Raw genomic sequence first — 26,929 nt, 5'->3', positions numbered from 1 at the left:
TTCAATGTAGAGAGTTTTTATGTCAGCAAGCGCTCAAGAAATCCAGAACCTGATCAGCCAGGAATACAAGCAGGGCTTCGTGACTGTCCTGGAAACCGAAACCTTCGCGCCGGGTCTCGACGAGGACGTGATTCACCGGTTGTCCAAGGTCAAGAACGAACCCGAATTCATGCTGGAATACCGCCTGAAGGCTTATCGCCATTGGCGGACGATGAAAACGCCGGAGTGGGCCTTCGTCAAATTCCCGCCGATCGATTACCAGGCGATCAGCTATTATTCGGCGCCGAAACGCAAGGAAGATGGCCCGAAAAGCCTGGACGACATCGACCCTGACGTGTTGGAAGCGTACAAAAAACTCGGCATTCCGCTCGACGAGCAGGAGCGTCTGGCCGGCATCGCGGTCGATGCGGTATTCGACAGCGTCTCGGTCGCGACGACATTTAAAGGCAAATTGAAAGATGCCGGCGTAATTTTTTGCCCGATTTCCGAAGCGTTGCGTGAACATCCCGAATTGATCAAGCAATATCTCGGCTCGGTCGTGCCTCCTGGCGACAATTTTTTCGCGGCGCTGAATTCGGCGGTATTTACCGACGGTTCGTTCGTCTACATCCCGAAAGGCGTGCGCTGCCCGATGGAGTTGTCGACTTATTTTCGCATCAATGCTGCGAATACCGGGCAGTTCGAACGAACCTTGATCATCGCGGACGAGGGCAGCCATGTGTCTTACCTCGAAGGCTGCACCGCGCCGATGCGCGATGAAAACCAGCTGCATGCGGCGGTGGTCGAGTTGATCGCGCTGAAAGACGCGACGATCAAATATTCGACCGTGCAGAACTGGTATCCGGGCGACAAGGAAGGCAAGGGCGGCATTTACAACTTCGTGACGAAGCGGGCCGAGTGCCGCGGCGACAACTCGAAGGTATCCTGGACGCAGGTCGAAACCGGTTCGGCGATCACTTGGAAATACCCGAGTTGCGTACTGACCGGCGACAACTCGATCGGCGAGTTTTACTCGGTCGCGTTGACCAACAATTATCAGCAGGCCGACACCGGTACCAAAATGATTCACATCGGCAAGAACACGCGCAGCACGATCGTGTCGAAGGGCATCTCGGCCGGCAAGGCGCAGAATACCTATCGCGGTCTGGTCAAGGTGTTGAAAAGCGCCGAGAATGCGCGCAATTACACGCAATGCGATTCGCTCCTGGTCGGCGACCGCTGCGGCGCGCATACGTTTCCTTACATCGAGGTCAAACAGCCGTCGGCGCAGGTCGAGCATGAAGCGACGACCTCGAAGATCAGCGAAGACCAGTTGTTCTTCTGTCAGCAACGCGGACTTTCCGCCGAGGATGCGGTGTCTATGATCGTAAATGGCTTCTGCAAGGAAGTGTTCAAGGAATTGCCGATGGAATTTGCGGTCGAGGCACAGGCGTTGTTGGGCTTGAGTCTGGAAGGTTCTGTCGGTTAACTCGATCAGAGTCAAGACAACCCGTGACAAGACCATCGATTTAAAGGATCGACAATTCGACACCATGAGTATGAAAGATACGAATTCCTCCTTACTCGCCAATCAGGAAGAAGCCTTCGGGTTCTTGCGCGGTGCGTTGACGTGGCGCGGGTCGGTCACCTCCAGAGTCGCCCCCGGTTTGTTGCTGTCCTGTTTGTATCCCTTGGCTTTGGTCCTGATCGACCAGTATTGGGCGCCTCTGCCGCATCTGAACGTCACGCCGTTCGAATATACCGGCGTCGTGTTGGGGTTATTGTTGGTTTTTCGGGTCAATGCCGGCCACGACCGCTGGTGGGAGGGGCGCAGATTATGGGGCGGCATCGTCAATGCCAGCCGAAACATCATGTTGGCAGCTCTGAATTATGGGCCGGAAAATCCGGCATGGCGGCGCGAAACCGTCAAATGGACGATTGCTTATGCCTTCGCCTGCAAGGAATCGTTGCGGCAGAGTAAAAATTTCGCAGACCTCGAAACATTGTTGAGTGCTCAGGAAATTCAAGAACTACAGTCCGCGCAACACATGCCGATCTTTGTGGCCGCAAAGATGGCGAAGCTGTTCGACCAGGCTTATCGCCGCCAGGATCTCAATGAAACGGTTTTCAAGGAATTGGAGCGCCAACGGACTTACCTGATCGACCATATCGGCGGCTGCGAAAGAATCTTGAAAACGCCGATGCCGTTGGTGCTTGCGATCAAGGCGCGCCGTTTCATCCTGCTCTTTTTATTGTTGCTGCCTTTTTCGCTGATTGAGAAAACCGGTTTCAACAGTATTCTGGTTTTTCTATTGGTGGCCTACCCCTTGGTGGCGCTCGATAGGATCGGATTCGAATTGCAGAATCCATTCGGGAACAAGCGGCTGAGCCATTTGCCGTTGTCCGGCATATGCGCCACAGTCTTGACCAATGGTTTGGCCTTGCAGGAGTCGGAGCAAGGTAGGCAGGGTTGATAACCCCAGCAATTATTAGAAAACGCTGGGTTTCGTGCCTCAACCCAGCCTACGATCTGCTGGGGTTGAGTTTGGAAGGGGGCAGGTTGATTCGATTGAGGTTAAATAATGGAATTGAAAAGGCAATACATTGTTAATGAAGATAATCAAAAAGTCGCAGTACAGCTTGATATTGCTACTTTCGAGAAAATTGAAAATGTTTTGGAAAATTACGCTTTAGTTCAGTTGATGAACGAAGATGAAAGCGAGGCAATGACCGTCGAAGATGCAAAAAAATACTATGCCTCTTTGGATAAGGCTTGATGGAAGTCAGGTACAGCAAAAAGTTCTTAAAGCAATTGGCAAGCGTCCCAAGCGAAACCCGTGTAAAAATTGAAGTGTTTGTATTCAATGAGTTGATTTCCGTTTCTTCAATTTCCAGTTTGGGAAAAGTTGAAAAAATGCAAGGTTATCACGGTTTTTATAAAGTCAGATTCGGCAATTACCGAGTAGGCCTTGCGATTGAAAATGAAGTGGTTACTGTGAAAACAGTTATGCACAGAAGAGAAATTTATAAATTTTTCCCATAGATTTATTGCTGATGATCAATTCGAATAGTACAAATAAGACAGAATCGAATGAAATCGACACAAAATGGATTTTATTAATCCTTATTAGCGCCGTTTTAATAATTATTGTTTTTTATTTTGTTAATTTCAATTCTCATCTGCTGAATGGCGAAGAATGGTGGAAAGTTTTTCAAAACTTGTCTAACAATACTGGGGCTTGGGGAACATTTGGTGATTATGTTGGCGGAATACTGAATCCTGTTATTGCTGCATTCGCGTTTTATTTGATTGCCAAAACTTATGAATTGCAAAAAAGAGAGTTAAAGACCACAACAAGTTTATTAAAAGTATCTACTGATGCGCAAAAGGATCAAATAAAATTAGCTGCATTGACTGCCCTGCTTAACTCGAATTTCACAAGAATTAGCTTGCTTGAAGCAGAGAAGCTACGGTTACTTGAAAGCAAGTCGCGGAATCCTAGGGTAATAAATATCGATAATTTTCGAGAAACAGCGATAAGTGTGTTGGACGAGGATTATGGAAAATATACAAAGGGTAGAGAAGATTATATAAGAGATGAAATTAATGACCTTTCTAGTAAAAGCAATGAGCTAATTGCGCAAATAGAAGCTTTTTCGAAAAAATAAAATTCCTGCTTGCGCTCAAGAATTTTAGAAAATCGTGGACAACAAACACACTGCAATAATAAAACAAGACGACGAAGTGGCTTGGTTGGATCGAAGAAACTCTTGGTGTAAATTGTCAGGAAGCAAGCCATGATGAGTTAATAGCAAGCCTTAAAATCAATTTGCAGGAAACAATCGCCGAAGGCATAACTCATAAAAATTTGTAAATATTTGGGTATCAAACCCATCAAAAAACACAGGTAAACACGACATGCTCAGCATAGAAAATCTCCACGTCAGCGTGGGCGACAAGCCGATTCTGAAAGGCATCAATCTGGAAATCAAGGCCGGCGAGATCCACGCGATCATGGGGCCGAACGGTTCCGGCAAAAGCACGTTGTCGCACGTGCTGTCGGGCAAGGCCGGCTATACCGTGACCGAAGGTTCGGTGACCTATCAAGGCATGGATCTGATCGAGATGGCGCCGGAAATCCGTGCGCGCGAGGGCGTGTTTCTGGCGTTTCAATATCCGGTCGAAATTCCTGGCGTCAGCAACATTTATCTGCTGAAGGCCGCGCTGAATGCGATTCGGAAGCACCACGGCCAGCCGGAAGTCGATGCGATGGACTTTCTGACGCTGGTCAAGAACAAGGTCAAGCTGCTGGAAATGGACGAGAAGTTTTTGTACCGCGCGGTCAACGAAGGCTTTTCCGGCGGCGAGAAGAAGCGCAACGAGATTTTGCAGATGGCGATCTTGGAACCGAAATTGTGCATTCTCGATGAGACCGATTCGGGCCTCGACATCGACGCGCTGAAGATCGTCGCTGATGGCGTGAACTCCTTGCGCTCGCCGGAGCGTGCGTTCGTGATGGTGACCCATTATCAGCGCCTGCTCGACTACATCAAGCCGGACGTGGTGCATGTATTGGCGCACGGCCGGATCGTGAAGTCCGGCGGCCCCGAACTGGCGCTGGAACTGGAAGAAAAAGGCTACGGCTGGCTCGAGGCGGCATGATGAGTGCAGTGACTCAAAGCCGTTATGCGGCGGAATATGATGCGATCGCGCCGCAATTGCCGGGCCGGGATTTGCCATGGCTGATTAAGCAGCGCCGCGAGGCGCTCGCACAGTTTTCGGCCGGCGGCTTTCCGTCGCCGCGCGAGGAGGAATGGCGTTACACGAACGTCTCCGCGATCGAGAAGAAACTGTTTAAGCCTGCCTTGGCGCCGGCTTCCGGCCCAATCGACAAGGCATGGCTCGATGCTTATCGTCTGCGCGATGCCTGGTCTGTGGTGCTGCTGAACGGCCGCTTTTCGGCCGAGCTTTCACAGTTGGACGGTCTGCCCGAGGCGGTTTCGGTGCTCGGCCTCGCGGAGGCGCTGGTCAAGCAGCCCGAGTTGATCGAAAATTATCTGGGCAAGGCGGTTAAGGACAGCGAGCACGGTTTTGTCGCGTTCAATACGGCCTGGTTTTCTGATGGTGTGTTCGTGCACGTTCCGGCCAAACACCTGCTCGCGAAGCCGTTGCAATTGTTGCATGTCGTGACCGAGGCCGATGCGTTGGCGACCACGCGCAATCTGATCATCAGCGAAACGATGGCGCAGGCCGAGATTGTCGAGACGTTCATCGGCGCGGACTCTGCCTATCTGTCGGCGGCGGTGACCGAAGTGTTTGTCGGCGCGAATGCCGATCTGGCGCTGTATAAATTGCAGGTCGAGTCGGAAAAAGCCTATCACTTCGGCGGCACCTATGTGGCCGAGGCGCGCGATGCGCGTTTTTCGCATCACAACTTTGCGTTCGGAGGGCTGCTGGCACGCAGCGACATTCATGCCGATCTGGACCACGCCTCGGAATGTATCCTGAACGGACTGTATGTCGGCAGCAAGCGTCAGCATATCGACAACCATACGCGTATCGTTCACCAGAAGCCTTACGCGACCAGCCGCGAATTGTACAAAGGCGTGCTGGACGACAGGGCGCGCGGCGTGTTCCAGGGGCGGGTGATCGTGGCGGAAGATGCGCAAAAAACCGATTCGGAAATGAACAACCGCAATCTGTTGTTATCGACCGATGCGGAGGCGGACACCAAGCCGCAACTGGAGATTTATGCCGATGACGTGAAGTGCGGGCATGGCGTGACGGTCGGCCAACTGGACGAAAAGTCGGTTTTCTATCTGCAATCCCGCTGTGTCGATGAAGAAACCGCGCGCAACATGCTGACCTTTGCGTTTGCGAACGAGATGGTCGATAAGATCAAGATCAGGGAATTGCATGATCTGGTGTTGGGCGAGTTGTTGCAGCGGTTTCCGCAACAGGGCGTGGAAAAAGCGTGGTTGTAATTTTTCGGTTGGGTTGCCTGCTAAGCGGCAACCCGACGATGGGGCCTACAGAATGTCCGAAAGTTTGATCGTGATGTCGGGCAGCTGCGAAAGGCTAATCGTATCGCCGGCGCGCAGCGTGGTCTTCTGTTCATATGACTCGCCGTGCGGATGGCGATAGACTTCGAGGCAGTTGTCGTTCAGATTCAGCAGCCAGTATTCCGGAATGTCATGCAACGCGTATAAACGCTGTTTTTGATTTTGATCGAAGGCCAGCGAACTGTCGGCGACTTCGATCAGCAGTAATACATCGCCGGCATTCGGATGCCGGGAAGAGTAAAAATCCGGATTCGGCTTCAACAGCATGAAATCCGGCTTCGGTTCGGACAGGTCGCCAAGTTGGAGGGGATCTTGGACGCTAACGATGGCTTTCCCGGCAACAAGAAGCGTCAGGAAATTATTGATGCGTTTCAAGTGACCCGCATGATTAAAGCCAATCGGCGCCATTTCGAGAATTTCTCCATCGATCAGTTCGAGGCGGCTGTCAGGCGGAAAAATGTTCGCTTCGCCGAGCCTGCGCCATTCATCGAGATTGGTCAGATGTTTGGTTGGATTCACTGTGGACATGGGTACCATTGAACCGGATTTACAGCAAAGGTTAAATATAATATGTCAATCATGATAAAGCAACACGCCGATAGTAGGCCAAACACGACGATGACAACTTTCCCCATAGAAAAAATCAGAGCCGATTTTCCGATCCTGTCCGAAAAAATCCGCGGTAAAGACCTGGTCTATCTGGACAATGCCGCCAGCTGCCAGAAGCCGAATGCGGTGATCGATGCGATCAGCGACTTGTACCGGCACGATTATGCGAACATCCACCGCGGCGTCCATACTTTGAGCGTGCGTGCGACCGACAAGTTCGAGAGCGCAAGAACCAAGGTCAAGGACTTCATCAACGCGACCAGCGAGAAGGAAATCATTTTCGTCCGGGGCGCGACCGAGGCGATCAACCTGGTTGCGCAAAGTTATGGTCGGGCCAATATCAAGGCCGGCGACGAAATCCTGATCACCGCAATGGAGCATCATTCGAATATCGTGCCCTGGCAGCTCTTGTACGAGCAAAGCGGCGCGGTATTGAAAGTTGCGCCGATCAACCTGAAAGGAGAATTGATCTATGACGAATTTGCAGCGTTATTGAGCGACAGGACCCGGCTGGTGGCGGTCGCGCACATGTCCAATGCTCTGGGTACCATCAATCCGGTCGAGCGGATCATCGCCGCCGCCCATGCCCGGAACATTCCTGTGCTGCTTGACGGCGCCCAGGCGATTCCGCACATGAAAGTCGACGTGCGCGCGCTCGACTGCGATTTTTACGCATTTTCCGGCCACAAACTGTACGGGCCATCCGGCGTCGGCGTGCTGTACGGAAAACAGGCGCTTTTGGAGGCGATGCCGCCGTATCAGGGCGGTGGCGACATGATCCGCAGGGTGACTTTCGAAAAATCGGAATATAATAGCCTGCCCTACAAGTTCGAAGCCGGCACGCCGAGCATCGCGGACGTGGTCGGACTCGGCGCGGCAATCGATTATTTGAACGCGATTGGCATGGATGCTATTGCGGCCTATGAGGGCGAATTGCTCGATTATGCAACCGAGCAGGCCGGGAAAATCAAGGGGCTCCGGATCATCGGCGAGGCGGAACGGAAAGGCGCGATCTTGTCGTTCGTGCTCGATCATATTCATCCGCACGACATCGGCACGATGCTCGACAGTTTGGGGATCGCGATCCGGGCCGGGCACCACTGTGCGATGCCGGTGATGGATTTTTACGGGGTGCCGGCGACCGCGCGCGCCTCGTTCGCAATGTATAACACCCGCGCAGAAATCGATGTGTTGATGCGGGGTATTGAATCGTTAATTAAGGTATTTGGCTGATGTTTGATGAGTTACGCGATCTCTACCAGGAGGTCATTTTTGATCACAACCGCAACCCGCGCAATTTCCGGGTCATCGAGGGCGCGGACCGTCAGGTCGACGGCTTCAATCCGCTGTGCGGCGACCGTCTGACCCTGTATTTGAAAATGGACGGTAATGTGATCAAGGACGCCAGTTTCCAGGGTTCGGGCTGCGCGATCTCGACCGCGTCGGTGTCGCTGATGACCGAGATCATCAAGGGCATGACCGCACAGGAAGCCGAGGATCTGTTCAAAAAATTCCACGAAATGACCACCGGTAAGGAGGAGTACCTGCAACTCGAGGCGCTCGGCAAGCTGGCTGTTTTGGCCGGCGTCAGGGAATATCCGGCGCGGGTGAAGTGCGCAACCCTGGCCTGGCATACGCTCGATGCGGCGTTGAAGGATCAGCATACGCCAGTTTCGACGGAGTGACGATCTTTTCATCTATCTTCCGCATTGATGATTTTGGTACGATGCGCGAATGATTGAGGCCGATTTTCCTTATTTCGGAAAACTCGCCGTGCTTTATGAGGGGCAGGGCGATAGAGTGCTTTTTCAGCAGTTGGCCGAACGATTGGGAGTGCCTATCAGAAACGCCAGTGCTGTGGATTTCAGCCCGCGCGAAGCATTTTTTTTGAGCTGGCGCGACGGCTGCCTCAAGCTTCTGGACAGTGAATTACTGAAAGCCGGCGGTCTGGCCGTCGAAATAGAGCCGCGCGCCGGCGAGCAACGCTCCTGGCCCGCGCCGAAGCAGGGGCCGTTGGCGCAGGCATTGGGACGCAGGACAAAAACAGTGATCGATGCGACGACCGGTTGGGGCCAGGATGCGTTGCATATTTTTCGCATGGGATACGAGCTGACATGTCTGGAGCGGTCGCCGGTGATGGCCGAACTGCTCGCGGACGGCTTTAAGCGACTGACCGAACTGGACTGGATGCAAAGTTTGGCGTTAGTGCCGCCAAGGTTGATTCAGGGCAATGCGATAGAGATCTTGGCGAATCTCGAAAACCAGCCGGATTGTGTCTATATCGATCCGATGTTTCCGCCCAAGCGCAAAAAATCGGCGCTTGCGAAAAAATCGATGATGGTGCTGCGCGATCTCCTGGGCGATGACGCGGACAAGCAGCAATTATTTGCTGTGGCGCTGAGTGCCGCCGGTAAACGCGTGGTGGTCAAAAGTCCCGATTATGCGGAACCCTTGGGCGGCAAGCCGAATGAAAGTTTTCAGGGAAAGTTGTTGCGTTACGATGTTTATTTGAAAAGCTAAGAAATATACAGGTACTGATTGATGACGGAATGGGTGGATGTTTGCGGGCAGAATGCCTTGGTTGACGGCGAGAATGTGGTCGTTGATGTCGACGGAACCGACGTAGCGGTATTCAGAATCGAAGGCTGCTATTATGCGATCGAAGACGCCTGTACCCATGACGGCGCGGAAATCGCCAGCGGCGAACTGGATGGCGATCAAATCATTTGCCCGCGCCACGGCGCCAGGTTTTGCGTAAAGACAGGCGCAGTCTTATCCGCGCCGGCTTATGAAGACATCCACAGTTTTCCTGTACGCATCGAAGCCGAGAGGGTTCAGGTGCGGGATGACCGCTGGGATTAATCTTTATTATCAATCAGGAAAATGAATGAAGATCATTTTCTCTCTTGCCTGTGCTCGGCTTGCCGCCTTTTTCGCGTTCCTCTGATGCGGCAAGTCTTTTCGCAAGTTTTATTAATCAACACCTGCGAATTTCAACGATTACACTCAACCACAATCACTTAAAAGGAAAACGATATGTTAGGCGAAAAACACCATTTGGCGCTTGAATTCCCCGAATACCGGTATCAGATTCATGTGTTGAAAACCACTGATCCAGGATTTGCGAAATTGCATCAGGAATATAACGATCTCGACGATGAAATTCGCCGTACTGAACAGGAAATCGAAGTGCATTCGGACGAGTTTTTGGAAGGCCTGAAACTGCGCCGATTGCAGTTAAAAGACGAGTTGTATGAAAGGCTAAAAGCAAGCGAATAATACTTGGTTTGTTGCGGTGAGTCCGACTTCAATCCTATTCATCAGGAAATATGAAAATGAAGGGTACATAATGCGTACCCTTTTTTAGCTTTCCGCGCAGTCGAACGCCAAAAAGGGAAACGATACTGATTTCTCGGCCGATCGACGATGATTTTATGCAGTTCGAATGGTTATTGAAAGCGATCAGTTACAGCATATTCTTTCATTAGTCGGATTATTTTCCGGCAAATGGAGTTTTATTTAGACACTAGTAATAGAGACATACTGCTTTTCGTTTTGCTCTGTGCGATCCGGTTTGGGGCATCTCTACTTCACGCGGTCAAGTTTGCGGATTTTTCGAATAGCTGAAATTTAGGGTTCAGCAGTGTTTTGACCTGCTCGCTGAAGGTTGAGTCTACCTTATCGAGGGACTTATCAATCGCTGCCTTGAAATAGCAAAAATATTCGTAGCCGTTTAGTGCGGGTAATGAAAAAAAAGCGATGTTCGAACGCATCGGCGATCATCCTTACGATCAGCTATATCAACAGGGAGTCTTCCAGCGTTTCGAAGATACGATTAAATCGCCCTGACACACACCACAGTCTTGTCAAGAATATCGCCTTGCCTGAGGCTTTCTAGCGGCATACACGGCCAGCAATAACCAGGCGATCAAAAAACTCACCCCGCCAAACGGCGTAATCATTCCGAGTTGTTTCAAATCCATCATCGCGAGCAGATACAAACTTCCCGAGAACAGCACGATACCGACCAACATCAGCCAGCCGGCCCAAGTTAGAAGTTTGGACTCGGGGTCATGGCGGCGGATCAGGGCGACGCCGAGCAGACCCAACGCATGCCACATCTGATAACTGACGCCGGTTTGATAGACCGTCAGCATTTCCGGGCTGATCGCATTTTTCAGGCCGTGCGCGCCGAAAGCGCCCATGCCGACTCCAATCAAGGCGCTGAGCGCGCCGAAAAATAAAAAGATCGATTGCATGTCAGGTTTCCATTAGCCTCGGCATCAGTTGGACCAGGTTGCAGGGTTTGGTGCGGGCATCGAGTTGGTCTTTAATTAGCGAATCCCAGGCGGTGCGGCAAGCGCCGGACGAACCGGGCAGGCAGAAAAGATAAGTTCCGTTCGCGACGCCGGCAATCGCACGCGACTGTATCGTCGAGGTAAGGATGACCTGGTAGGACAGCATCCGGAAGGTTTCGCCGAAACCGTCGAGCACTTTGTCCAGCAGCGGCTTTACCGCTTCGGGAGTACCGTCCCGGCCGGTCACGCCGGTGCCGCCGGTTGTGATCACGACATTGATTTCAGCATCGGCGATCCAGCGCGAGACGACGGCTCGAATCTGATAAATATTATCGGGTACGATCTTTTTGTCGGCGACTTGGTGGCCGGCTGTTACCGCGCGTTCAACCAGTGTCTTGCCGGAGACGTCGTCGGCCTCGGTACGCGTATCCGAAACGACCAGCACGGCAATGTTCAAAGGGATGAAAGAATTCGTCATCGGCGTTCTCTATGCGGGTGATTTACCCGCATAGGGTAACCAGCATTTGTACTTATCGCAAGACAACAAAGAAGCCTTCTTGCCCGCGCTGAATATTGATCATCAGCGGCGAGTTCGGATCGGCAGCCTGCTTTAATTCATCCAGACTGTGTACGCGGTAGCGGTTGGCCGTCACGATCACGTCGCCGGGCCGCAAACCCACTTTCCAGGCATAGGAAGCGGTATTGATTTTTTCGATCAGGATGCCTTCGACCTGATCCTTCGAGGTGGCGCCCAATACTGTGCCTTTCAAAATGGGATGCAGTTTTTCGCCATTCAGATGCGGCCGCTCCGGCTTGCCGATCGTCGCGGTAACTTGTTTTCTTTCATTGCCTCGATAAAACTCGATATTCACTTGATCACCGACTTGCATCAGGCCGACAATATTGCGTATCTCATGACTGTTCTTGATCGGCTTGCCGTTGGCCGCAACGATTACATCGCCCGGCTCGAGACCGGCCTTTGCGGCAGGCGAGTTGCTTTCGATTCGGCTGATCACCGCGCCTTGTCTATTTTGTAGATTAAAGGCGCTAACCAGATCCTGGGTCAAATCCTGCGTCGTGACGCCGAGCAGGCCGCGGCGAACCTCGCCATGCTTGACGAGGGAGTCTTTGATGCTCGCGACCATGTTCGAAGGAATTGCGAAACCTATCCCGACGTTGCCGCCGCTTGGTGCAAGAATCGCAGTATTCATGCCGATAAACTCGCCGTTCAGGTTGACCAGAGCGCCGCCCGAGTTGCCAGGGTTGATCGAGGCGTCGGTCTGAATGAAGTCTTCATAGCCTTCGATGCCGAGGCCTGAACGTCCCAGCGCGCTGATGATTCCGGAGGTGACCGTTTGGCCGAGACCGAACGGGTTGCCGATCGCCACGACGAAATCACCGACTCGCAACTGGCTTGAATCGGCCATCGGCAGTTCGGTCAGATTATCATCCGGAATCTGGATTACTGCGACATCGGCTTCCGGGTCGGCACCGACCAGATGCGCGTCGAGCTGGCGACCATCACTCAAGGTGACCATGATCTTGTCAGCCTTGTCGATCACATGGTTATTGGTCAGCACATAGCCCTTGCTACTGTCGATGATCACGCCGGAGCCGAGGCTGCTTTTCTGCTGTTCGCGCGGCGATTGATTCGGTAGATTAAAAAAGTGCCGGAAAAAAGGGTCTTGCAGTAACGGATTTTGCGCGACTTCAATTTTGGTTGTCGTCGATATATTCACTACCGCCGGCATGCTCTTTTCCAACATAGGGGCCAGCGACGGCATGCTCTGTCCGCCGAGGAAAGCAGGCAGTGTTGCTGTTGCGGGTGTAGTCATTCCGAGGCCAAACGTTAAAAGAATCGGTATCGCGTATTGTTTTCCAATATTTTTTCTCATGAAGAGTCCCAAGCGAGTTGAACGAGGCAGTAGACAATATAGGATCTAAAATGTTTAAAACAAGGCCGAAATTCTTTGGTTGATCATCAGAACTGCTTTTTTGTTTTGATATGACGTGATGTTTGTCAACATTTTGCCAGGTTTTCGAACGGATAGTCTTGTTCGAGCTATGCTTTAGTTTTATTGATTGCGTTTATAGATGTATGGCGATAGATGTAAACTCAGAAGACGGCTTGCGCATTCGAAAGCTGGTTCCTTTGGCAACCTTGCCGGGACCTCTGTTCAATGACTTGTGCAATGAGATGACGATCGAAGAAATCAGGGACACGTCGTTGTTTAAAAAAGGCGATACGGATAATCATTTATTTTACCTGATTGATGGCGAAGTCGCGCTGCAGGCGGAAGGCCTGGTGATTGATGTAATCTCGGCGGCGCATGAGTCGTCCAAGTTTGCATTGGCGCACCAATTGCCGCGAAAGATCGATGCGGTTGCAAAAGGCGCGGTGCGCTTTATCAGGCTCGATGCGGAGCGGGTCAATAACCCGCCGCCGCTAGAATATAAGGAAGAAAAAGACATGATGGTGGTTGAAGAAGAAATTGAGGGAAATTCAGGCGATTGGATGACGGAGCTGTTGAAATTACCGATCATTCAACGGCTGCCGCCGGCCAATTTACAGAAGGTTTTGTTCGCTTTGGAAGAGGTGGTTGTGGAAAAAGGAGATACGATCATTGAGCAAGGCGCTGTGGGCGATTATTTTTATTTCTTGAAGAGCGGTCAGTGCGCCGTATTGCGGAGGCCAACGCCCAACTCAAAAGACATCCGTCTGGGTGTGCTCGAAAAAGGCGATATATTTGGCGAGGATGCATTAATTACCGATGCGCCGCGTATGGTTTCGATCACCGCGCTGTCCGATGTGACGTTATTACGCTTGAACAAAAAGCAATTCGTCAGTTTAATCAAGGCACCTTCGCTGACTTTCGTCAGTTACGAAGAGTTGTTAGCGCAGCAGCAGGTGGGCGCGGTAGTCCTGGATATCCGTTCGCCGGATGAATTCGAACGGCGCCATTTTGACGGCGCGATCAATGTGCCGTTTTTCTCGTTGCGGATGCAATTCAAAAGCATGAGCCGGGATAAAACGGTGATTGTGGTCTGTCGTGATGGACGTTCCAGCGAGGCGGGTGCATTTCTTTTACTGAAGAACAGATATAAGGCGGTTATCCTGAAGGGTGGTATGGTGTCCATACTCGAGGCCGAAAAGCAGGAGGAGGTTAAGGATGATGTCGAAACGACCGCTGGGATGCCGTCTCAAATGGAACAGGAGGACACCTTCGAGCTTAAGGAAGCTGGCGTCAGTCCGGAGGGTGAGCTTCAGAAGCTCAAAACGGAGAATGAAGCCTTACGGCGAACGCTCAGGCAATTGAATGAAAAATACAACAAGCTGGATCTGGAAAAGAAACAAATCGAAGACCGCTTCGCGATGCTGTCCAAGCATTTCGAGCAATTAAAACAAATGCTGCAAAAGCTCAAGAATACTGCATGAAACGACCGCCCGGACGAAACCACAGACAAAAAGCTGTGGTGGGTCCGGGAAGCGGATTGGAAGCGGATTTATTTGATTTTCGCTTCTTTATAGATCACGTGCTTGCGGACGACCGGATCGAACTTCTTGATTTCCATTTTTTCAGGCATCGTTCTTTTGTTTTTGGTCGTGGTATAGAAATGACCGGTGCCTTCGGTGGATACCAATTTGATTTTATCGCGCATTTTCCTTTCTCCTTACACTTTTTGACCGCGACCGCGCAGGTCCGCCAGAACCGCGTCGATGCCTTTTTTGTCGATGATCCGCATGCCTTTGGTCGAAACTCTCAGGCGTACCCAGCGGTTTTCGCTTTCCACCCAAAATCTGTGGTGCTGCAGATTAGGTAAAAAACGGCGGTTGGTTTTGTTGTTCGCATGCGAAACGTTGTTTCCGGTAACAGGTTGTTTGCCCGTTACTTGACAGACTCTGGACATGATTACCCTCTATGTGCCTTGATTCAAAAGTTAATCCAACTTTATACCAAAATTTCTTTTCAAGGTAAATAACTCCCGATAAAATAAACCGCAAATTGCCGGATGTGTCCTGTTTTTGACAGGATTGACGCTGCATAAGCTGTTTTTTGATACCCCAAAGCAGTGATAATATACTAGCAAACTGCTTCCTTTGATCCGAATGGACGCAAATCAGCATGGATGCGGCTTCCTTATACAGACTCGTCCGCCTCGCGACGCGGAGCCCTCTTTTTTCAAGTCAACGAATGGGATAATAATGTCAATCAAGCTCGGCATGGTGATGGACTCCATCCAGAAAATCAATATCAAAAAAGACACAAGTTTTGCGATGCTGCTCGAAGCCCAGGCCAGAGGCTGGGAGCTTCATTACATGGAATTGAATGACCTTTATCTGCGCAATGGCCGGGCTTATGGGCGAACCCGCGCGTTGTCGGTGCAACGGGATCAGTCCCGGTGGTTCGAGTTCGATCGGGAGGAGGACATGCCTCTGGATCAACTCGACGTGATTCTGATGCGTAAGGATCCTCCGTTCGATCAGGAATACATTTATGCGACCTATCTGCTGGAACGCGCGGAAAGTTTGGGTGTCTACGTAGTGAACAAACCGCAATCACTGCGCGATGCGAATGAGAAGTTGTTTACCGCATGGTTTCCGCAGTGCTGCGCCGAAACCCTGGTGGCCCGTGAACCCGAGCGGATTCGCGGATTTCTTCACGAGCAGAACGAAATTATTTTGAAACCCCTGGACGGCATGGGCGGCGCTTCGATATTCCGCCTGCGCCGGGGCGACCCCAATCTGAGCGTGATACTCGAAACGATGACGCGTTATAATACCCGCTATGTGATGGCGCAAAAATATTTGCCCGAAATCATTGACGGCGACAAGCGCATTTTGCTGGTGAATGGCGAGGCGGTGCCGTATGCGCTGGCGCGGATTCCGGCGCCGGGCGAAACGCGCGGAAACCTTGCCGCCGGCGGCAGCGCCGAAGGTCGGCCGCTGACCGAGCGCGACTGGTGGATTGCGAAGCAGGTCGGGCCGACGCTGAAGGAGAAAGGCCTGGTGTTTGCCGGCATCGATGTGATCGGCGATACCTTGACCGAGATCAATGTGACCAGCCCGACTTGCGTGCAGGAACTGGATCGCGAGTTCGGTTTGAATATTGCCGGTATGTTGATGGATCACATTGAGAACACGATCGCCTGATATGACGAGTCGCGCGATGCTAGAGCCCACGACAACAACCGGCAACGATACGATTTTAGCCTTTCTGTTTATGGCGGCGGCCATACATGTGTTGCTCATTCTGGGCGTCAATTTTTCCGGGCCCAAGCCGGAAGAGTTCAAACGATCGATCGAGATCACTCTGGTCGATACGCCGGCCAAGAAGGCGCCCAAACAGGCGAAAATGCTGGCTCAAGAAAATCAGGCCGGTGCCGGCGAACACGATATCAAGCCGAAACCGCAAGCACAGAAAATCGCCAATGAGGGCAACACCAGTCAAAGCAAGCATCTGGTAAAGGCCGAGCCGGAACAGGAGCGGAGCCGGCCGAAGGTCGAGAAAAAAGTCATTACTCGACAAAAGTCCGAAAAAAAGATTGCCGAGGCGACCGTGGAGCCTGCGCCCGACAAGGAACCGACGACCGAGGAGCAGCGCCATCATCCGATCCTGACGCCCGAGGCGCTGCAAGAGCAGATTACTCGGATAGGGACCGAGGTTCGGGACAGCCAGTTGAGCGGCGAGCAAAGCAAGATCAAGTTCGTCAGCATGGTCAGCGCGCATAAATATCTGGCGGCGCAATATCTGAAAGACTGGGAAAGCAAAGTCGAAAGGATGGGAAATCGTAATTATCCCGAAGTTGCTTCGAAGAAGAATTTTTCGGCTACATTAACTATGGATGTCGGCATCAATGCCGACGGCAGCATCTACAGCATTCGGATCAATAGATCCTCGGGCATTCCGGAACTGGACGAAGCGGCCAAAAACATCGTTCGGATGAGCGCGCCGTTCGCTCCGCTGCCCCAGGATTTGTTGAAGGAACTGAATGTGCTGGTGATTACCCGGGTCTGGAAGTTCTCCGATGAGTCGGGCATTACGACGCGATAAACCGTTGCAGTCCGTACAGTAATCTTAGACACTTTAAGTGATAGCCATGAGCGAAGCGACTTATCTAAACAATCAATTCATCATCGCGATGCCGAATTTGGCCGATCCGAATTTTTTTCACACGGTCACTTACATGTGTCAGCATAATCATGAGGGCGCGTTGGGCATCGTGATCAATCGCTCGACCGGCATGAAGCTCGGCGAAATCTTCAAGCAGATGGACATTCGCGTGACCTCCGACACGGCTGCCGAGTCGCCGATCTATGCAGGCGGACCGGTGCAGCAGGATCGCGGCTTTGTCGTGCATACCACCTGCGGCAAATGGGATGCGACGATGGTGGTGTCCGATACGATTTCGCTGACCACCTCGCGCGATGTGATCGAGGCTATCGCGCGAGGCGAGGGGCCTGAACGCTATCTCGTCGCGTTGGGTTATGCGGGCTGGGGCGAAGGTCAGCTCGAAAAAGAAATTCGCGACAATGCCTGGCTCAATTCGCCGTTCGGCAACAAAGTCTTGTTCGATCTGCCGATCGATATGCGTTGGGCGGCGGCGGCCGGGCAAATCGGCGTCGATATCAACCAGCTGACAATGCCGGCGGGACATGGCTGAGGGGTTTTCCGGTCGTTTGGACAAAGCGAAGAGAGACCCGTTGGCTCCCAAAAAGTCCGGCGATACTTATTTAGGCTTCGATTTCGGCTGCAAAAAAATCGGCGTGGCGGTCGGGCAGACCACAACAGCGACGGCAAGTCCGCTGCAGACGCTGAGGTCGGTCAATCAACAGCCGGACTGGCAGGGTATCGCCGAGCTTATTCGCGCCTGGCAACCGGCCGGACTGGTTGTCGGCATTTCCCGGCAGGAGGACGGCAGCGATAATCCTGTCACACCGCGTATGTTAAAATTCTGCCGGCAACTGGAAGGCCGTTTCGGTCTGCCGGTTTACCCGCAGGACGAGACCTTGTCGACCTTCGAGGCCAAACAGCTCCTGTTCGACGAGGTCAGCGTCAGCGCGACGAAACTCTGGGAAGTCCAGGACCAACTGGCCGCACAGCTTATTTTGCAAACCTGGCTTAACGGCTCCAGCCGTCGAGAAAATGAATCCTAACCACATCGATATTCCCGAACTGATCGACCAATTGGCCGACCGGCTTAAAACCATTATTGCCGAACGCAAACTGACCAACCCGTTGCTGATCGGCATCCGCACCGGCGGCGTCTGGATCGCTGAGCGCTTACATCAAAAGCTGCAAATTCAGGAGCCGTTGGGGCTTTTGGATATTTCGTTTTACCGCGACGATTTTTCACAAATCGGGATGAATCCGAAGGTCAAGCCGAGCCAGTTGCCGCCACAACTCGAAGGCCGCGACATCATACTGATCGATGATGTGTTTTATACCGGCCGAACGATCCGTGCGGCGCTGAATGAGATATTCGATTATGGTCGGCCGAATCAGGTTGTGCTGGCGGTGCTGATCGAACGCGACGGCAGGCAGATTCCGCTTGCGCCCGATTGCGCCGGCATCCGTATCGCGCTGAATCCTGGCCAACGCATCAAGCTGACCGGACCGGAGCCTTTGTCCGTGCATGTCGAGTTGGTAAAAGGAGCGGCTTGACGATGTCCGCCATTTTGCAATTGACCCCGGAAGGCAAGCTGAAGCACTTTCTGACGATCGAAGGTCTCGATAAATCGCTGTTGACCGAGATTCTCGACCTAGCAGAGTCATTTGCCGGCATGTCCGATCAACAGGTCAAGAAAGTCCCTATTCTGCGTGGCAAAACGATCGTGAATCTGTTTTTCGAAAACAGCACGCGCACCCGTACCACCTTCGAACTGGCCGCTAAACGCCTATCGGCCGATGTGCTAAGCATCAATATCGCGACCTCGGCGACGTCGAAAGGCGAGAGCCTGCTCGATACGATCCGTAACCTGGAGGCGATGTTCGTTGATATGTTCGTCGTGCGCCATGCGCTCAGCGGCGCCGCGCATTTCATCGCCCAGCAGGTCGCGCCGCACATCAGCGTGATCAACGCCGGCGACGGCCAGCACGCGCATCCGACCCAGGCGATGCTGGACATGTTTACGATCCGCCAGATCAAGAAGGACTTCGCGCCGCTCAAGGTCGCGATCATCGGCGACATTCTGCATTCCCGCGTCGCCCGCTCCGAAATCGTCGCGCTGAATGCCCTGGGCGTGACCGAGGTCCGGGTCATTGCTCCGAAAACTTTGTTGCCCGCGCATGTCGAAACGCTCGGTGTGAAAGTTTTTTATAACCTGAACGAGGGCTTGAAGGATGTCGATGTGGTGATGATGCTACGTCTGCAAAAAGAACGGATGAGTTCGGCTCTGCTGCCTAGCGAAAGCGAATATTTCAAATGTTTCGGCTTGACCGAGGATAAACTCAAACTCGCCAAGCCCGATGCGATCGTGATGCATCCGGGGCCGATCAACCGCGGTGTCGAAATTGATTCGAAAGTCGCCGACGGGCCGCAGTCGGTGATTTTGAAACAGGTCAGCAACGGCATTGCGATTCGGATGGCGGTAATGGCGATGGCGATGCAGCCACAGGGAACGAGTGCATGAAACGGATACAAATCAACCACGGCCGGATCATCGATCCAGCCAATGGCATCGACCGTATCGGCAACGTTTATATTGCCGACGGGAAAATTCTGTCGGTCGCCTCCAGGCCGGACGGTTTCGATGCGGACATTCAAATCGATGCGAACGAGCAAATCGTCTGTCCCGGCTTTATCGATCTGAGCACTCGACTGCGCGAACCCGGGCAAAGCCGCAAAGCCACTATCAAGAGCGAAACGCTTGCGGCGGCAAGCGCGGGTGTGACCACACTATGTCTTCAGCCGGACACAATGCCGGTGATCGATGCGCCAGCAGTTGCCGAACTGATCAAGGACTTGGCCGAAAAAGCCGGCTACCCGCAGATTCACCCGATCGCCGCCTTGACGCAGAAGCTGGAAGGCACGGAATTAAGCGCAATGCTGTCGCTGAAGCAGGCCGGCTGTATCGCGGTCGGCCATGCGAATGAGCCGGTCAAAAATCTGCTGATTCTGCGGCGGGCGATGGAATATGCGGCGAGTCATGATTTGCTGTTGATGCTCCGTCCGAACGATTACTGGCTCGGCAATAACGGCTGCGCGCATGAAGGCGCGTTGGCGACGCGCTACGGCTTGCCGAGCATTCCGGAAGCCGCCGAAACGATAGCGCTGTCGCAATGCCTCGAACTGGCCGAACTGACGGGTTGCCGTGTGCACTTCGGCCAACTCAGTTGCAAACGTTCGGTGATCAAGATCCAGCAGGCAAAAAACGACGGCCTGCGCGTGACCGCCAATGTCGCGATGCATCAATTACATTTGACCGAGAACGACATGACGCCGTTCGACAGCGCGTACCATGTGCTGCCGCCGTTGCGCACCGAGGATGATAAACAGTATTTACGCCTGGGGGTGGCGGCCGGAACGCTCGACGGCATCTGTTCGGATCATCAGCCACATGACCTCGATGCGAAGCTCGGCGCGTTTCCCGAGACCGAACCCGGCATTTCCGCCTTGGAAACGCTACTGCCGTTGCTATTGAAACTGGTTGCGGACGGCGCGCTGACTTTGCCGGAAGGCGTTGCCGCGTTGACTTCGAAACCTGCCGAGATACTGGGATTGCAGCGCGGCGCGTTGACGCCGGGTTTGCCGGCCGATGTCTGCATCTTCGATCCGAAAGCGCAATGGCGAGTCGATGCCGATCACTGGCGCAGCCAAGGCGCCAATACGCCATATTGGGGCCAAACGATGCAAGGCCTCGTCACGCATACCTTGCAGGCGGGCCGGGTCATTCATTCATAAGCCGGCCAATATCTTTTTTACGTTAGAGATAACGGGTAGGGTCTTCGACGCCTGCCTCGGCAAAGCCGTTTTTGCGTAAACGGCAGGCGTCGCACAGCCCGCAGGCGCGGCCGTCAGGGGCGGCGGCGTAGCAGGACACGGTCTGGCTGTAATCGATGCCCAAAGCCCGACCGGTTTTGATGATGTCGGCCTTGCTCAATGAAATCAGCGGCGTGTGGATCGTAAAATGGCTGCCTTCAACGCCTGCCTTGGTCGCAAGATCGGCGAGCTTTTGAAAAGCATCGATGAATTCGGGCCGGCAATCCGGGTAACCGGAATAATCGACCGCATTGACGCCGATGAAAATGTCGCGGGCCTTGATCACTTCCGCCCAGCCCAGTGCGAAAGCCAGAAAGATCGTGTTGCGCGCCGGCACATAAGTGGCCGGAATGCCCTCTTGCGGCGTAGTTGGCACAGGAATATGATCGTCGGTCAATGCCGAACCGCCAATGGCGCCCAGTCCCAATGGAATTATTTTATGCTCGGCAACCCGATAATGTTCGGCGATGCGTCTGGCGGCGTTCAATTCCGCGTTATGGCGCTGTCCGTAATCGAAACTGAGCGCATGGCAATGATAGCCCTGGCTTTGGGCCAGAGCCAGCACGGTAATCGAATCGAGTCCGCCCGAGAGCAGAATAATCGCTTTTTTTTGCATGCAGGATTATTTGCCGCGGGCGTCGGCCCAGAGCAATTTGTGAAGTTGAATCTGAAAGCGAACCGGAAGCCGGTCGGCGAGTATTTTTTCAGCCAGGCGTGTCGGGTCTTGCTGGCCCATCACCGGTGAAAACAAAATTTGGCAACGATCAGGCAAGCCGTATTCGTTCAGCGCGGCTTTCGACCAAGCGTAATCTTCTTCATTGCCGATCACGAACTTAATTTGATCTTTGCGATTCAGAAAGCCGATGTTTTGATAGAGATTCCTGTCCAGTTCACCGGAACTTGGCGTTTTGAGATCCATCACCTTGATTACGCGTGGATCAACCTTCGAAATGTCGAGCGCGCCGCTGGTTTCTAATGATACGGCGTAGCCTTTGTCGAGCAGTCGTGTCATCAACTCCAGGCAGCCTGGCTGCGCCAAGGGTTCGCCGCCGGTGACGGTGACATACGGCGTGCCATAGGAATCAACTTGGGCGAGGATCTCGTCGATCGCGATTTTTTTGCCGCCGGTAAAGGCGTATTCGGTATCGCAATAAACGCAACGCAACGGACAGCCGGTCAGCCTGATAAAGACGGTCGGCAAGCCGACCGTGTTCGATTCGCCTTGCAGCGAGTAGAATATTTCGGTGATGCGGAGAGAACTCACTGGCCGGAAATCGATTGCAGTTTTTTGGCCGCCAAACGCGCCGCGTTCGTGTTCGGATAATCGTTTGAGACGCGAGTCAGATACTCGCGGGCTTTTGCCTTGTTGTTCAGATCGATCTCGATATAACCGAGCTTCAGTAAAGCATCCGGCACCTTCGGGCTGTCGGCGTAACTGTCCAGCACTTTGGTAAAGGCTGCACGGGATGAACTGAAATCCTGATTGACCCGATAAGCTTCGCCGAGCCAGTATTGCGCGTTGCCGGACAAAGGCCCGGAAGGGTTTCGGCTCAAATAAGCCTTGAATTCCTCGATCGACTGCGACGTGCGGCCGTTTCTGAGGTCGTCGTAGGCTTGTTTGTACTCCTGGTCTTCCGAAACCGCAGCCGGTTCGCTCGGCGGCGGTGGAGCCGCTGTCGCAGGATTTACGGCGGGTGCCTGTTCGACGGCCTGACCCGTGGGTTCATTGGCGCCCTGATTTCCCTGAGGGGGTTGTGCTTCGCCGGAAGGCTGCACATTGTCCAAATCTGCCGGAGGTGCCGCGTCGCCGGTGTTTTCACCGGTTGGCGCTCCCGCTGCCGGACTGCCGCCCGATACTTTGTTTTCGAGATTTTGCACGCGCTCGTCAAAATCCGAATACATCGTGCTCAACCTTTTTTTCAGCTCGGCGTTTTGATAGGACTGTTCCTCGACCTTGCCGGTCAGTTCGCGCACTTCGTTTTGCAGTTGATCGATGCGGCTCATCAGCTCGTACAGAGTCTTGCTGGATGCAGCCGTCTGTACGTTCGGATTTTGCGTCATCTCCGCCGGATTACCCGGATCGTTGACCACGGGAGCCAACGCGCAGGCGTTTACGGAGATGCCGCCGATAAGGGCCGACAGCAGCAATGGACGTATGTTCATTTATTTATAAACCAGTTCGACACGGCGGTTAAGTTCCCACGAAGCCTCGTCGCTGCCGAAGGCGGCCGGTTTTTCTTCGCCGTAACTGACCACCTCTAATTGGCTGTCGGAGACGCCTTGCGCCCGCATCAGGTTGGCGACCGATTTAGAGCGGTTTTCGCCGAGCGCAATATTATATTCGCGCGAGCCGCGTTCGTCGGCGTGCCCTTCCAGGGCAACCCGCTGTCCGGGATGGCCGGCTAGATAACGGGCGTGCGCGGCGATGACCGGCTCAAAATCCGGTTGAATCTGGCTGCTGTCGAGCATGAAATAGATCGTTGATTTGGAAAGCGGGTTGTTCGGATCGGAAAACTCGGGGCCCAGTCGACTATTGCCATAGCCTCCGGCGCCTCCCGCACCGAATTGCGAACCGCCAACTCCGGCACCGTTATTCAAGCCGCCGGTGGATGCATCGTTGATGCCGCTGGCGCTGTTTTGCGAGCCGTCGGTCAGGGCTTGGTCGGCCTCATCATCGCTGCAAGCAGTCAAAAACATGGCGCTTATTGCTAAAGCTAAGAGCATTTTATTCAATTTCATCGTTAAGATCCCGAAAAATAAGACAATAATTCTACAAAAAAAAAGGGCTCGTGCCAATCGGACAGGGCGTTTATCTTAGCCCTGAGTCCGAATGGCTGATCGAGGGTTTAGGGCGCCCAGGCCGGCTCGCGTACCGCGTTGCTGTCAAAGACGAGTTTTTGCTGCATCTTGCCGTCGAGCGAGACGGCCGCCAGATAGCCACCGTTCCCGCGTTGCGAGGCATATAAGATCATGTCGCCATTCGGTGCGAAACTGGGCGATTCGTCGGTTGGGCCGCTGGTCAGCACGTTGATCGAGCCGGATGCCAAATCCAGCACTGCGATCCGGTAGTCGTTGCCGTTGCCGTGCACCATCGCGATATTCTTGCCGTCCGGTGAAAAGCTGGCGCGCGCATTGTAGCTGCCGGAGAAGGTCAGGCGTTTTTCCGCGCCGCCCTGGCTAGAAACCCGATAAAGTTGCGGTTTGCCTCCCCGGTCCGAAGTAAATACGATAGTGCCGCCGTCGGGCGACCACGTCGGTTCGGTATCGATCGCGGAGTTGTTTGTGACTTTTATCAATGAGTTGTTGATCAGATTCAGCACATAAATATCCGGACTGCCGTCCTTCGACAGGGTCAATGCGAGTTTGCTGCCGTCCGGCGACCACGACGGTGCACCGTTGATGCCCGGAAACTCGGCGACTTTGACACGCTGGCCGGTCGCGAGCGTTTGTACATAGATTGCGGCGGTTTTTCTTTCGAATGACACATAAGCCATTTTGCGGCCGTCAGGCGACCAGGACGGCGACATTAGCGGTTCCGTCGAGGTCGCGATCGTTTGTGGATTGAAACCGTCCGCATCCGCGACCTGAAGCCTATGCGTACGCGAAGCGCCTTGGCCACTGCTGGTAATGTAGGCGATACGGCCGCTGAACACGCCTTTTTTGCCGATCAGCTTTTCGAAGATCAGGTCGCTAATGTGATGCGCGGTTCGGCGCAGATCCTGCGCGGTCGAGGTCATCCGGTAACCGAGCACTTGATTGCCGGTATTTACGTCGAACAGCTGAAATTGCACATTGTATTGGCCGCCGGCCGGAACAGCCTGGCCGACCACGATGTAATTCTGGCCGGCCGATTTCCATTCGCCGAACTGGATCGCCTCCGGAGTCGTCGGGCGGCTCGGCATTGAGTTTTCGGTCATCGGCCTGAAATAGCCGCTGCCGCCCAAATCGTGGCTGACGACGCTGCTGATGCTGACCGGCCCGCCTTGCTGGGCGAACGGCACGATCGCGATCGGCAACGCACTCTCGATCCCTTCCGTGATCTCGATATCCATTTCCGCGCGCAGCAACGGCGCAAACAGGCCCAACAGGCCGATGATGATGATTTTCTTTATTCTCTTCACGCGCAGACCTCTAAAAAAACACATTTTAAAAATCATGAGTTGCATTATTCGTTTTTATCGCGCCCGGCAGGGGACGCGGAGCGTACCCTGCCGGAGTTTTCCAGGTTACTAATAAGCGCCGCGGTCCGGGTCGAAAGTAAACGTAAACGACCGGAAAGATTTCGCGAAAACGTCCTTATCCTGCGGCACCGGTAATGGCGATGCCTTATTGACCGCATTTTCGGCCGAACGGTCAAAAATTTCATCGCCGCTGGAGGCGATCACCTCCGCATCGATTACTGTGCCGTCGGACATCAGCCTGACTCGGATTCGGCATTTCAAGCCGGGCTGCATCGACATTGGACGTATCCAGCTACGGTTGACCTTTAACCGAATCGCTTTGATCGCAGCATTGACCGCATCCTGCGATGCGGCGGCTTTGGCTTTCGCCTCCTGAGCCGCTTTTTCAGCGGCTGCGGCCTTGGCTTGTGCTTCGGCAGCCGCGCGTGCAGCTTCGGCCTTCGCTTTTGCCTCGGCTTCCGCTTTAGCCTTCGCGGCGGCTTCAGCCTTGGCTTTTGCTTCGGCTTCCGCTTCCGCTTTAGCTTTTGCGGCGGCCTCGGCTTTGGCTTTTGCTTCGGCTTCCGCTTTAGCCTTTGCGGCGGCCTCGGCCTTGGCTTTTGCTTCGGCTTCAGCCTTGGCCTTTGCGGCGGCCTCGGCCTCCGCTTTCGCCTTGGCGGCTTTTTCGGCCGCTAGTTTTTTGGCTTTCTCCGCCGCCGCCCTTTCCACTTCGGCTTTTGCTTCGGCCTTTGCTTTCGCATCGGCTTCTGATTTAGCTTTTTCGGCGGCTTCCGCCTTGGCGGCCCTTTCGGCTGCCAGTTTTTTGGCTTTTGCCTCGGCTTCGGCCTTCGCCTTGGCCGCTTTTTCCGCGGCCAGCTTGTTGGCTTTTTCCGTAGCGGCCTTCTCGGCCGCGGCTTCTTTTGCTTTCTCGGCTTTTTCCGCTGCGAGTTTTTGGGCTTTTTCTTCGGCGGCTTTTTCAGCGGTTAATTTTTTGGCTTTCTCGGCCGCCGCCTTTTCGGCCGCAGCTTTTTCTTGCTCGGCTTTTTCGGCCGCGAGTCTTTTCGCTTTCAGGTCCGCCAGTTTCTCGGCTTCCGCCTTGGCTTTCGCGGCAGCGGCTTTTTCAGCCTTGGCGGCGGCTTCGGCTTTTTCGGCGGCCAATTTTTGCGCTTTTTCGGCCGCGGCTTTTTGAGCTTCGGCCTTTGTCTTTTGGGCAGCTTCCGCCTGTTCGGCGGCGATTTTTTTCGCCTTCGCGGCCGCTTCGGCTTTTTCAGCCGCGAGTTTTTGCGCCTTGGCTTCGGCCGCTTTTTCGGCATTGGCCTGGGCTTTGGCGGCGGCCTCGGCTTTTTCGGCGGCCAGCTTTTTGGCTTTCAGCGCCGTTTCTTCCGCTTCGGCTTCCGCTTTTTCCTCGGCCAGTTTTTTGGCTTGCAGTGCCGCTTCTTTCGCTTCGGCTTTGGCTTTTTCCTCGGCCGATTGTTTGGCTTTCAGCGCGGCTGCTTTTTCCAGGGCGGCTTTTTCTGCCGTTGCCTTTTCCGCAGCGGCCTTGGCTTTAGCGGCTTGTGCCTGGGCTATTGCGGCCGCCTGTTTCTGCACGTCGCTGGCCTGCTCGGCCGGTGGCTCCGGCGTCGGTGCAGGTGCAGGTTCGGATACCGGTTCGGCTTTTGCCGCGCTGGTCGGATGTTCGGCCGGTTGCTCGACGATCGTTGCCTGGATGATTTCAGGGGCAGGCGGCGCCTCTTTGTCCGACTTCTTGAACAGCGTGCTGAGGATGAACAACAGCACGATCGAAAGATGCAGCGTCAGGGCCAGTACGAAAGGCCATGAATATTTTTTTCTGTCCATCCC

The 26,929-nt window shown here is 53.7% G+C and carries 32 protein-coding genes; 20 read left to right on the top strand and 12 right to left on the bottom strand.

Annotation, left to right across the window (positions count from 1 at the left end; genetic code table 11):
• Window positions 1-19 precede the first annotated feature (19 nt).
• From sufB to sufD, 7 genes are all read left to right on the top strand, one after another.
• A complete protein-coding gene (sufB, locus tag U2W12_RS15080; RefSeq protein WP_326501519.1) occupies window positions 20-1,468 on the top strand; it encodes a Fe-S cluster assembly protein SufB in 1,449 nt (482 codons plus the stop codon).
• A 64-nt stretch (window positions 1,469-1,532) separates the two neighbouring features.
• Window positions 1,533-2,453, top strand: a complete 921-nt coding sequence (locus U2W12_RS15075) for a bestrophin family ion channel (RefSeq protein ID WP_326501518.1) — start codon at window positions 1,533-1,535, stop codon at window positions 2,451-2,453.
• Window positions 2,454-2,561: 108 nt separating this feature from the next.
• A complete protein-coding gene (locus U2W12_RS15070) occupies window positions 2,562-2,756 on the top strand; it encodes a hypothetical protein (protein ID WP_326501517.1) in 195 nt (64 codons plus the stop codon).
• Complete coding sequence (locus U2W12_RS15065) at window positions 2,756-3,022, top strand: type II toxin-antitoxin system RelE/ParE family toxin (RefSeq protein WP_326501516.1); 267 nt, start codon at window positions 2,756-2,758, stop codon at window positions 3,020-3,022. Before U2W12_RS15070 ends, U2W12_RS15065 begins: the two co-directional genes overlap by 1 nt.
• 11 nt (window positions 3,023-3,033) lie before the next feature.
• Window positions 3,034-3,648, top strand: coding sequence for a hypothetical protein (locus U2W12_RS15060; RefSeq protein ID WP_326501515.1), 615 nt, complete (start codon window positions 3,034-3,036; stop codon window positions 3,646-3,648).
• A 250-nt stretch (window positions 3,649-3,898) separates the two neighbouring features.
• Window positions 3,899-4,642, top strand: a complete 744-nt coding sequence (sufC, locus tag U2W12_RS15055; protein WP_326501514.1) for a Fe-S cluster assembly ATPase SufC — start codon at window positions 3,899-3,901, stop codon at window positions 4,640-4,642.
• Window positions 4,642-5,964 (top strand): Fe-S cluster assembly protein SufD, encoded by a 1,323-nt coding sequence (sufD, locus tag U2W12_RS15050; RefSeq protein ID WP_326501513.1) that lies wholly within the window; start codon window positions 4,642-4,644, stop codon window positions 5,962-5,964. The genes sufC and sufD overlap by 1 nt, the downstream gene beginning before the upstream one ends.
• A gap of 45 nt (window positions 5,965-6,009) precedes the next feature.
• Here the strand turns inward: sufD and U2W12_RS15045 are convergent, their stop codons facing one another.
• Window positions 6,010-6,570, bottom strand: a complete 561-nt coding sequence (locus U2W12_RS15045; RefSeq protein ID WP_326501512.1) for a Uma2 family endonuclease — start codon at window positions 6,568-6,570, stop codon at window positions 6,010-6,012.
• Between the two features lie 90 nt (window positions 6,571-6,660).
• Here U2W12_RS15045 and U2W12_RS15040 point away from each other — a divergent pair, with 90 nt between their 5' ends.
• From U2W12_RS15040 to U2W12_RS15020, 5 genes are all read left to right on the top strand, one after another.
• The gene (locus tag U2W12_RS15040; RefSeq protein ID WP_326501511.1) at window positions 6,661-7,884 is read left to right on the top strand and encodes a cysteine desulfurase; all 1,224 of its coding nucleotides are present in this window, start codon (window positions 6,661-6,663) and stop codon (window positions 7,882-7,884) included.
• On the top strand, window positions 7,884-8,336 hold the full coding sequence (gene sufU, locus U2W12_RS15035; protein ID WP_326501510.1) for a Fe-S cluster assembly sulfur transfer protein SufU: 453 nt from the start codon (window positions 7,884-7,886) through the stop codon (window positions 8,334-8,336). The genes U2W12_RS15040 and sufU overlap by 1 nt, the downstream gene beginning before the upstream one ends.
• A 49-nt stretch (window positions 8,337-8,385) precedes the next feature.
• Window positions 8,386-9,171: a class I SAM-dependent methyltransferase gene (locus tag U2W12_RS15030; RefSeq protein ID WP_326501509.1), complete on the top strand. Its 786-nt coding sequence runs from the start codon at window positions 8,386-8,388 to the stop codon at window positions 9,169-9,171.
• Window positions 9,172-9,192: 21 nt separating this feature from the next.
• Window positions 9,193-9,513 carry a Rieske 2Fe-2S domain-containing protein gene (locus U2W12_RS15025; protein WP_326501508.1) on the top strand — a complete coding sequence of 107 codons (321 nt, stop codon included), beginning with the start codon at window positions 9,193-9,195 and terminating at the stop codon, window positions 9,511-9,513.
• A 174-nt stretch (window positions 9,514-9,687) separates the two neighbouring features.
• Window positions 9,688-9,930, top strand: a complete 243-nt coding sequence (locus U2W12_RS15020; RefSeq protein ID WP_326501507.1) for a DUF465 domain-containing protein — start codon at window positions 9,688-9,690, stop codon at window positions 9,928-9,930.
• Between the two features lie 587 nt (window positions 9,931-10,517).
• Here the strand turns inward: U2W12_RS15020 and U2W12_RS15015 are convergent.
• From U2W12_RS15015 to U2W12_RS15005, 3 genes are read right to left on the bottom strand one after another with little or no spacing between them, the layout of a single operon-like run.
• Window positions 10,518-10,910 (bottom strand): DUF423 domain-containing protein, encoded by a 393-nt coding sequence (locus tag U2W12_RS15015; RefSeq protein ID WP_326501506.1) that lies wholly within the window; start codon window positions 10,908-10,910, stop codon window positions 10,518-10,520.
• Between the two features lies 1 nt (window position 10,911).
• Entirely contained in the window at window positions 10,912-11,427 is a 516-nt protein-coding gene (moaB, locus tag U2W12_RS15010) for a molybdenum cofactor biosynthesis protein B (RefSeq protein ID WP_326501505.1), read from the bottom strand.
• A gap of 52 nt (window positions 11,428-11,479) precedes the next feature.
• Complete coding sequence (locus U2W12_RS15005) at window positions 11,480-12,784, bottom strand: DegQ family serine endoprotease (RefSeq protein WP_326501504.1); 1,305 nt, start codon at window positions 12,782-12,784, stop codon at window positions 11,480-11,482.
• A gap of 263 nt (window positions 12,785-13,047) precedes the next feature.
• Here U2W12_RS15005 and U2W12_RS15000 point away from each other — a divergent pair, with 263 nt between their 5' ends.
• Window positions 13,048-14,385 carry a cyclic nucleotide-binding domain-containing protein gene (locus tag U2W12_RS15000; RefSeq protein WP_326501503.1) on the top strand — a complete coding sequence of 446 codons (1,338 nt, stop codon included), beginning with the start codon at window positions 13,048-13,050 and terminating at the stop codon, window positions 14,383-14,385.
• Window positions 14,386-14,453: 68 nt separating this feature from the next.
• Here U2W12_RS15000 and rpmG read toward each other — a convergent pair whose 3' ends face one another.
• Entirely contained in the window at window positions 14,454-14,609 is a 156-nt protein-coding gene (gene rpmG / locus U2W12_RS14995) for a 50S ribosomal protein L33 (protein ID WP_005370539.1), read from the bottom strand.
• A 12-nt stretch (window positions 14,610-14,621) separates the two neighbouring features.
• Entirely contained in the window at window positions 14,622-14,858 is a 237-nt protein-coding gene (rpmB, locus tag U2W12_RS14990) for a 50S ribosomal protein L28 (RefSeq protein WP_326501502.1), read from the bottom strand.
• Between the two features lie 295 nt (window positions 14,859-15,153).
• On the opposite strand from rpmB, the gene gshB reads away from it, so the two are divergent.
• Genes gshB through U2W12_RS14955 form a run of 7 tightly spaced genes read left to right on the top strand, consistent with a single transcriptional unit; the run spans window position 15,154 to window position 20,852 of the window.
• Window positions 15,154-16,101: a glutathione synthase gene (gene gshB / locus U2W12_RS14985; protein WP_326501501.1), complete on the top strand. Its 948-nt coding sequence runs from the start codon at window positions 15,154-15,156 to the stop codon at window positions 16,099-16,101.
• A 16-nt stretch (window positions 16,102-16,117) separates the two neighbouring features.
• The gene (locus tag U2W12_RS14980; RefSeq protein WP_326501500.1) at window positions 16,118-17,002 is read left to right on the top strand and encodes a TonB family protein; all 885 of its coding nucleotides are present in this window, start codon (window positions 16,118-16,120) and stop codon (window positions 17,000-17,002) included.
• A gap of 46 nt (window positions 17,003-17,048) precedes the next feature.
• Entirely contained in the window at window positions 17,049-17,612 is a 564-nt protein-coding gene (locus U2W12_RS14975) for a YqgE/AlgH family protein (protein WP_326501499.1), read from the top strand.
• Entirely contained in the window at window positions 17,605-18,105 is a 501-nt protein-coding gene (ruvX, locus tag U2W12_RS14970; RefSeq protein ID WP_326501498.1) for a Holliday junction resolvase RuvX, read from the top strand. The genes U2W12_RS14975 and ruvX overlap by 8 nt, the downstream gene beginning before the upstream one ends.
• Window positions 18,095-18,613 carry a bifunctional pyr operon transcriptional regulator/uracil phosphoribosyltransferase PyrR gene (pyrR, locus tag U2W12_RS14965; protein WP_326501497.1) on the top strand — a complete coding sequence of 173 codons (519 nt, stop codon included), beginning with the start codon at window positions 18,095-18,097 and terminating at the stop codon, window positions 18,611-18,613. The genes ruvX and pyrR overlap by 11 nt, the downstream gene beginning before the upstream one ends.
• Before the next feature lie 2 nt (window positions 18,614-18,615).
• Window positions 18,616-19,581: an aspartate carbamoyltransferase catalytic subunit gene (locus U2W12_RS14960; protein ID WP_326501496.1), complete on the top strand. Its 966-nt coding sequence runs from the start codon at window positions 18,616-18,618 to the stop codon at window positions 19,579-19,581.
• Window positions 19,578-20,852, top strand: a complete 1,275-nt coding sequence (locus U2W12_RS14955) for a dihydroorotase (RefSeq protein WP_326501495.1) — start codon at window positions 19,578-19,580, stop codon at window positions 20,850-20,852. Before U2W12_RS14960 ends, U2W12_RS14955 begins: the two co-directional genes overlap by 4 nt.
• 22 nt (window positions 20,853-20,874) lie before the next feature.
• Here the strand turns inward: U2W12_RS14955 and queC are convergent, their stop codons facing one another.
• The 6 genes from queC to tolA form a co-directional block, all read right to left on the bottom strand.
• A complete protein-coding gene (queC, locus tag U2W12_RS14950; RefSeq protein ID WP_326501494.1) occupies window positions 20,875-21,546 on the bottom strand; it encodes a 7-cyano-7-deazaguanine synthase QueC in 672 nt (223 codons plus the stop codon).
• Window positions 21,547-21,552: 6 nt separating this feature from the next.
• Complete coding sequence (gene queE, locus U2W12_RS14945; protein ID WP_326501493.1) at window positions 21,553-22,194, bottom strand: 7-carboxy-7-deazaguanine synthase QueE; 642 nt, start codon at window positions 22,192-22,194, stop codon at window positions 21,553-21,555.
• Complete coding sequence (gene ybgF, locus U2W12_RS14940) at window positions 22,191-23,093, bottom strand: tol-pal system protein YbgF (protein ID WP_326501492.1); 903 nt, start codon at window positions 23,091-23,093, stop codon at window positions 22,191-22,193. Before ybgF ends, queE begins: the two co-directional genes overlap by 4 nt.
• Window positions 23,094-23,669, bottom strand: a complete 576-nt coding sequence (pal, locus tag U2W12_RS14935; RefSeq protein WP_326501491.1) for a peptidoglycan-associated lipoprotein Pal — start codon at window positions 23,667-23,669, stop codon at window positions 23,094-23,096.
• Between the two features lie 107 nt (window positions 23,670-23,776).
• Window positions 23,777-25,075, bottom strand: coding sequence for a Tol-Pal system beta propeller repeat protein TolB (tolB, locus tag U2W12_RS14930; RefSeq protein ID WP_326501490.1), 1,299 nt, complete (start codon window positions 25,073-25,075; stop codon window positions 23,777-23,779).
• 84 nt (window positions 25,076-25,159) lie between these two features.
• A complete protein-coding gene (gene tolA, locus U2W12_RS14925) occupies window positions 25,160-26,926 on the bottom strand; it encodes a cell envelope integrity protein TolA (RefSeq protein ID WP_326501489.1) in 1,767 nt (588 codons plus the stop codon).
• Window positions 26,927-26,929: the final 3 nt, after the last annotated feature.

Origin of the sequence: Methylomicrobium sp. Wu6, from assembly GCF_035916875.1 — a bacterium.
In the GTDB taxonomy this organism is placed as follows: Bacteria; Pseudomonadota; Gammaproteobacteria; order Methylococcales; family Methylomonadaceae; genus Methylomicrobium.
The sequence above is the reverse complement of the archived record's forward strand: the minus strand, read 5'-3'. Positions and strand labels throughout refer to the sequence as shown.